This is a genomic window from Heliomicrobium gestii (assembly GCF_009877435.1).
Taxonomy (GTDB): domain Bacteria; phylum Bacillota; class Desulfitobacteriia; order Heliobacteriales; family Heliobacteriaceae; genus Heliomicrobium; species Heliomicrobium gestii.
The window spans coordinates 303,953-310,863 of the sequence record NZ_WXEX01000004.1 but is presented as its reverse complement, the minus strand read 5'-3'; the positions used below and the strand labels follow the sequence as shown (position 1 = coordinate 310,863).

The following is a 6,911-nucleotide window of genomic DNA, read 5'->3' as shown; positions in this document are numbered from 1 at the left end:
TCAAATAATCAAAAAAACTGGGCAATGGCGTTTCCATGCCCAGTCCTTTTCCGGAGACGGTCGCTCAAACGAAAGGCAATGCAAAAATCGATTAGCCGTTGGCAAATTCCACCGTTCCGCCGGCGGCCTGGACCTGTTGGATCAGGCTTTGCAGCGTGTTCGTGGAGCCGCTGCCCAGGAAGGGAAGTCGAATGATCAGGCAGATGCCGCCGGGCGAGCTGACTTCGATCAGGTTGAGCAGGTTGATGACGGCTCCGGGCGGGATAAAGATGCGCAGGATCGTACCCGGCAATTGGGGACAGCTTGGCGTCGGCGTGGGGGAAGGGGCGCCGCAGGACGATTGGGAACCGGCATGGGAATAAACCGTCGAGTAGGTCGGTGTGTAAGGGGATCTCGACATAATGCATCCTCCTTATCAGACTGATTTGATATTTGCATAACCCTACTACATCCTATCGATGCTAAAAATAAAAGGATTCTCTTTTTTATTAAAAATAGCAGTAACAAAAACCATGGTAACCATGATGATCACAATTGGGTATAATGGGCCATACATAAACAGGGGAACTCCCGGCTGAATGTTTCGCCGGGAGTTCCCCTGTTAGACCATGCAAAGAAGCGATCTGGTTCTTTTATTGTGCAATTGTCTTGTTGATCCGAATGCTACATCGATGCCGCCGATTTGCTTTCGATTTTGGCGACGGCTTTGCGCAGGCGTTCCAGTTTGCGACGCTTGCGCCAGTCGAGTAAGTCGCGGATCAGGGTGTAGAAGACGGGGATGACAACGAGGGTGAAGATCGTGGAGGTGACCAAACCGCCGATGAGGACGACGGCCATGCCGGAGCGCACCTCGGTGCCTTCGCTGACTGAGGCGGCCACCGGCAACATGCCGAAGATCATGGTGAAGGTGGTCATCATGATCGGCCGCAGTCGCGTCTTACCGGCTTCGATCAGCGCCTCCCGCAGGGGTTTGCCTCGTTCCAGCAGGGTGTTCGTGTAGTCGATGAGCAAGGTGCCGTTTTTGGCGACCAGGCCATCCATCATGATGATGCCGATGCCGGAGAAGAGGTTGATCGTCTTACCGGTGATGGCGAGCGCCGCCAGTGCGCCGATCAGCCCGAGGGGCAGCGAGGCCATCCGGATCAGCGGTGTCAACAGGCTCTCATAGAGGATGGCCAGCACCATATACACAAGGGTGATGGAGAGGAGGAAGGCGGAGATCAGTTCCACGCCTGTCTTGCGCAGCTCCTCGGAGAGACCGGCCTGCTTGATCGAATAGCCGGCCGGGAGATGGAGTTGTTCCAGCCGTTTGCTCAGTTCGGTGTTGTATTGGTTCTGGGGCACGTTTTTATTCAGGTTCCCTGTGACGGTGATGGTCCGCTGGCGGCTGATGCGGCGGATCTCCGTGGGGCCGCTGCCCTTTTTCACCTCAGCGATCTGGCTGAGGGGCACATGGACGCCCGAGGAGTTGGTGACGGTGACTCGTTTCAGGTCTTCAATGGAGGAGGTCTGGAGTCCCTGCAGCCGGACGAGGATGTCATACTCGTCGTCGCCGGCCCGGAAGACGCTGGCCGTATCGCCGTTCAGGGAGGCTCGCAGGGTGCGCGAAATATCGTCCACGGTCAATCCATAAGAGGCGGCTCGCGGCCGGTCGATGCTGATCTGCACCTCCGGCTGGCCGAGGCGGAAATTGCTGTCCAATTCCTTGGCGCCGGGGATGCCGGAGGCGATGGTCTTCACCTGATCGGCGATGGACATCAACTGGTCGTAATCAGGGCCGGAGATCTCCAACTGGATCGGCGAGCCCGGCGGCCCACCGCCTGACTCGGACTCGGTGACGTGCATGGCGCCCTTGGTGAAGGTTTTGGAGAACTCGCGAAGCTGGTCGGCGATCTGCCACATGGTGCGGTTCCGTTCGGCACGCTTGACCAGTTGGACGCCCACCTCGGCTTTGTTGGCGTTTGACGTCGAACTGCCGCGTCCGCTGCTGAAACCGACACTGCTCTGGTAGTACTTTACCTCCGGGATCGTGCTGACAAAGGCTTCGATCTCCCGGGCGGCTTCATCTGTCTTGTACAGCGGTGTGCCGTTTGGCATTTCCAGATTGATCGTCAATTCCGACTGGTCGGACTTGGGCATGAACTCAAAGCCGACGAAGCCCAGGGGGATCAAGGTGAGGCTGGCCACAAAGGCGATGAGGGATACGGCGATGATGGTGAAGCGGTGCCGGAGCGACCAGTGCAGTGAACTCATATAAAAGTCGGAAAAGCGGTCAGACACCCGGTCAAGGATGGACCAGAAACGGGTGGTGATGGGGCTGGTTTTGCGCAGGAACAGTCCGTAGAGGGAGGCCTGGCGTTTTTTCGCCTTCAGTTCCTTGGTCTCGGGATCCTCCTCCATGTAGAACCGCGCCGACAGCATCGGCGTCAGGGTGAAGGAGATGAAGAGGGAGAAGAGGGTGGCGATGACGACGGTCAGGCCGAACTGGCGGAAAAACTGGCCCACCATGCCGCCCATGAAGGCGATAGGCGCGAAGACGACCACGTCGGAGAGGGTGATGGCGATGGCCGCCATGCCGATTTCGGCGCGACCTTCCAGGGCGGCGTCAACGGCCGACTTGCCCATGGCGCGATGTCGGTGGATGTTCTCCAGGACGACGATCGAATCGTCGACAAGGATGCCGATGCAGAGGGCCATGCCCAGCAAGGACATCATGTTGAAGCTGAAACCGGCGAAGTACATGCCCATCAGCGTGGCGATGAGCGATGTGGGGATGGCGATGATGACGGTGGCCATGGAGCGCCACTCGCGGAGGAAGAAGAAGAGGGCGAGGGCCGTCGTGATGATGCCTTCGATGATGGAAGAGCGCGTGCCATTGAGGGAGTTGTGAACGTAGTCGGAAAAATCGCGAGCGATGACCAGTTGCACGTCCGGGGGCAGGTCTTTTTCAATGGAAGGCAGCACTTGCTTCACGCTGTCGCCCACATCGACGATGCTGGCGTCGCTTTGTTTGAAGACGACGGCGGCGATGGAGGGTTGGCCGTTGACACGGCTGATCGTGCGCACCTCATGGAGGCTGTCGCTGACGGTGGCGATGGCTTTTAAGGGGATTTTGGAGCCGTTCGCCAGGGGGATCTGGATGTTTTCCACATCCTTGACTGTCTTGAACTGGCCCATGACGCGGACGTTGTATTCCAGGTCAGGGCGATCCAGGCGACCGCTCGGTTGGTTGATGTTCTCGTTTTTGAGCAGATCGCTCACTTTTTTGACAGACAGGCCGTAGCCTTCCAGGCGGGACTTGTCGATGTCGACCTGAATTTCCCGTTTCTGACCGCCGATGAGCTTTACGTCGGTCACGCCGGAGACCTTGAGCAGTCGCTCCTTCAGCACATCTTCTGCCAGGTCATAGGTCTCTTGGGCCGGCCGGGAACTTTTTAAGGCTAAGGTCATCACCGGGGCGGCGTTGAAGTCCATCTTGATGACGACAGGATCCTTGGCGTCATCCGGCAACTGCCCCTTCACCGAGTCGACCTTCTTCTGCACGTCGTTGGCCGACTGGTCGGCGTTGGCCGAGAGGGAGAACTGGACGATGACGACGCCAAAGCCTTCCGAAGCCTGTGAAGAGATGGTGTCGACTTTGCTGATGGAGGATACGGCTGATTCGATGGGTTTGAGGATCTGGCTCTCCACTTCTTCGGCGCCGGCGCCGGGATAGGAGACGCTGACAGAGATGTAGGGCGCGTTGACGTTCGGGTACAGATCGACGCCGAGCATGCGGTAGCTGTAGAGACCGAGCACGACAAACATGAGGACGATCATGCTCATGGCGACAGGCCGCTTGACGGCGAATTGTGTTAGGCTCATCGATTACACCTGCCCTTTTGGCGCCGTCGCTCCCGTGTCGGCGCCAGGGCTGGCTGTCGCCGGCTGCGCCTCCTTGATGGCGACGGGCGCGCCATCAGCCAGGGTCATTTGACCGCCTGTGGCCATCATCTCGCCGTCTTTGAGGCCGTCGAGAATCTCGACTCGTTTGCCATCGGAGAAACCGGTCTTCACTTTGCGCTCGACCGCCTTGTTGTCGGTGATCACAAAGAGAATCGGCGCGCCGCTGCGCATGACGACGGCTTCCGCCGGCGCCGTCAGGGCGTTCGTTTTGTGGGCGGTGGCCAGTTGGAACTCGGCAAACATGCCGGGCTTCAATATGTAGTCTCCGTTGTCGACGGCGATCCAGATGGGGAAGGTCTTCGCCTTCTCATCGGCGGCAGGGCTCACCTTGGCGATGCGACCCTTGAAAGGTTTGTCGCTGGCGGCGGCCACCTTGACCTCCACCTCTTGGCCGGGCCGGACGCTGTTGACATCGCTCTCTGTCAGATCGGCCTTCACCTCAACCGTGTCGATACGGACCACATTGAAGGCTGTCGCCGTATTGGAGACATACTCGCCCACATTCACGTTCCGTGCCGAGACGATGCCGGAGATGGGCGAGCGCAGCACGGCGTTTTCCAGATCGACCTGGGTCTGGCGGACCTGGGCCTGGCTTTGATTCAACTGGGCCTGGGCCGAGGCGACGGAAACCTCGTCAGAGGCGCACCGTTTTGTCGACGTGTCCAGGGAGCTCTTAGCCGCATCAAAGTCGGACTGGGACGTGGCGCCGGCGTCAAAGAGCGCCTTTACCCGGTCATAATGGCGTTGGGCGTCGTCGAGGGCGATCTTATCCATATCCAGCTGCAGGCGCGCCCGCTCCAGGCTGGCCTTGTTGACCTCGACACCGGCGTTGGCGGCGTCGAGCCGGGCCTGGATGTCGGCGTTGTCCAGTTCCAACAGCATGTCGCCGGCGTTCACCCGCTGCCCCACTTCGGCGTTGATGCGGGCGACTTTGCCCTGGCCCTTCGGGACCAGCTTTAATTCATCTTTTGCCGCCAGAGCGCCGCTGAAGGTCAGCACGTTGGACAGGTCTGTGCGCTCCGCCTTGGCGACCGTCACTGTCTGGGGCGGCGCTTCGGTGCTTGCCGGTTCAGGCGTTTTCCCGCAACCTGTCCCCGCTGCCAGCAGGGCGACGGCAAGCAGGCTGACGCCGATTTGTCTCTTCACCGTAAAATCCTCCTCCGCCAAATACAAATGATGCTTTCATTGACAGCCGGTACCTACCGGCCTAATATTTATCTTAGAGGCTAAAATATTTAGCGACTAAGACGATATGATCGTAAGGGAGAGGACAAGAACTGTCAAGGGAAGAAGCGGTGAAGGATCAGCAATTAAATGCCATCAAGGATTTGTTAGAGGCTTTTTTTTATAATGTCAAGTGCGCCGTCCAGGATATCGGCCCTGAATACCATCTGGGCGAAGGGCAGATCTTTCTGTTGTACATATTATTGAAGTCGGGGACCTGCAAGGCCACCGACATCGCCGACCAGATCGGGATCACCTCCGGCGCTGTGACCGGCATGATGGACAAACTGGCTGGCATGGGGCTCATCACGCGGGAGCGGTCTGAAAAGGATCGGCGCGTCGTCATGGTTTCACTGACGGATACAGGGTTGAAGACCATTCAAACGATTCAGGAGGCCCGCTTCGAGCGGTTGAATGGCCAACTGCAGGAACTCTCTGCGCTTGAGTTGGCCCAGGCGGTGGAAACGTTCCAGAAGATGAATGCAGTGTTGACACCGAGAGTGCGGAACAGCGCGGCGGAAGGTTGAGGGCGGTAGCCGAATTTCTCGCTTCGAGAAAGTAAAAGCTGATGTCGAGAAAACCGGGTTGCTCCTGTTGAAAAACAGGCTCTTTGTGACTTATAATACAAACAAAGAGCATAGCCATGTTTCAGGTGCCCCTCTTGGGGGGAGAATAGGGAACCGGGTGTGATTCCCGGACGGACCCGCCACTGTGACGAGGAGCCCTGCGCAGGTTGCCACTGGGAAACCGGGAAGGCGCGCAGCGGTGATGAATCGGAGTCAGGAGACCTGCCTGGAACATGACCGTTCATGAATGATGGCAAAGTTCATGGTTTCTTTATTGTTGCCTTGACGGCGATAGAGAAGCTATGGGCTTTTTCTTTTGCTCGCAGAATGCCCAGGGGCAATGAACTTCAAGGAGGTGGAAACCTTGGGATACAAGGGACGCGATGTGGAAGTGGTGTTTCTTTCTGACGACCAGTGCCTGGTGGTGGCCTGCGACTCCTGCGGCGCCATCGGCGGCAAGGAACGTGATGCCGTGCAGGTCCCCCCTTATATCGTGGGGATCTGCACCACCCGGGTCGCCTTGATGGAGGTGCTCGCCGTTGGCGCAGAACCGGTGGCGCTGACGGCAGCCATCGCCAATGAGCCCTTTCCCACAGGGGGTGAGGTGCTCGCCGGAGTTCGCGACGAACTCGGCGCCATCGGCAAGCGCGATCTGCCTATCGCCATCAGCACCGAAAAAAACATCCCTACGGAACAGACCGGTGTGGGGATCACCGTCGTCGGGGCTGTAAAAAGGGAGGGCCTTCGCGTGGGCGCCTCGCGGCCCGGTGATCAGGTCTATTGCCTCGGGTGGCCGAAAGTCGGCGCCGAGGTGGTGTCTGATGACGGCAAGCCCATCGCCCGGGCTGAACATGTGCGGGCATTGCTGGCCGATCCCCGTGTGCGTGAAGTGGTGCCCGTCGGTTCCAAAGGGATTCGCGTCGAGGCCGAAAACCTGGCGGCAGCCGTCCGTTGCCGAGTCGTCGGCTGGCAGGAAGACACCCCGCTGGATTTGGCTAAATCGGCGGGCCCCTCCACCTGCCTGATCTTTACCGCCGAGACATCGCCGCCCCAGATCGCCGGCGCGCCTATCCACCATCTCGGCGAATTGAAGGAGAAGGCCCGGTAAAGGTCAGGACATCACGACATCGAAGGCGCTCGTTCCGGTGATCGCCGTTCCCAAGCGATCGTCGTTCC

5 protein-coding genes and 1 riboswitch are annotated in these 6,911 nt (G+C 58.8%); of the genes, 2 read left to right on the top strand and 3 right to left on the bottom strand.

Annotated features, from left to right (window positions below; all coding sequences use genetic code 11):
• Positions 1 to 91: 91 nt before the first annotated feature.
• The 3 genes from GTO89_RS06705 to GTO89_RS06695 all read right to left on the bottom strand — a co-directional run bounded on the left by GTO89_RS06705 (position 92) and on the right by GTO89_RS06695 (position 5,091).
• Complete coding sequence (locus tag GTO89_RS06705) at positions 92 to 400, bottom strand: hypothetical protein (RefSeq protein WP_235920277.1); 309 nt, start codon at positions 398 to 400, stop codon at positions 92 to 94.
• 263 nt (positions 401 to 663) lie between these two features.
• On the bottom strand, positions 664 to 3,864 hold the full coding sequence (locus GTO89_RS06700) for an efflux RND transporter permease subunit (protein ID WP_161261282.1): 3,201 nt from the start codon (positions 3,862 to 3,864) through the stop codon (positions 664 to 666).
• Positions 3,865 to 3,867: 3 nt separating this feature from the next.
• Entirely contained in the window at positions 3,868 to 5,091 is a 1,224-nt protein-coding gene (locus GTO89_RS06695) for an efflux RND transporter periplasmic adaptor subunit (protein ID WP_161261281.1), read from the bottom strand.
• Positions 5,092 to 5,240: 149 nt separating this feature from the next.
• Here GTO89_RS06695 and GTO89_RS06690 point away from each other — a divergent pair, with 149 nt between their 5' ends.
• Positions 5,241 to 5,696 carry a MarR family transcriptional regulator gene (locus GTO89_RS06690; protein WP_161261280.1) on the top strand — a complete coding sequence of 152 codons (456 nt, stop codon included), beginning with the start codon at positions 5,241 to 5,243 and terminating at the stop codon, positions 5,694 to 5,696.
• Between the two features lie 106 nt (positions 5,697 to 5,802).
• Positions 5,803 to 5,979: riboswitch (cobalamin riboswitch) on the top strand.
• 111 nt (positions 5,980 to 6,090) lie between these two features.
• A complete protein-coding gene (locus tag GTO89_RS06685) occupies positions 6,091 to 6,843 on the top strand; it encodes an AIR synthase related protein (protein ID WP_407929487.1) in 753 nt (250 codons plus the stop codon).
• The last annotated feature ends 68 nt before the right edge of the window (positions 6,844 to 6,911 follow it).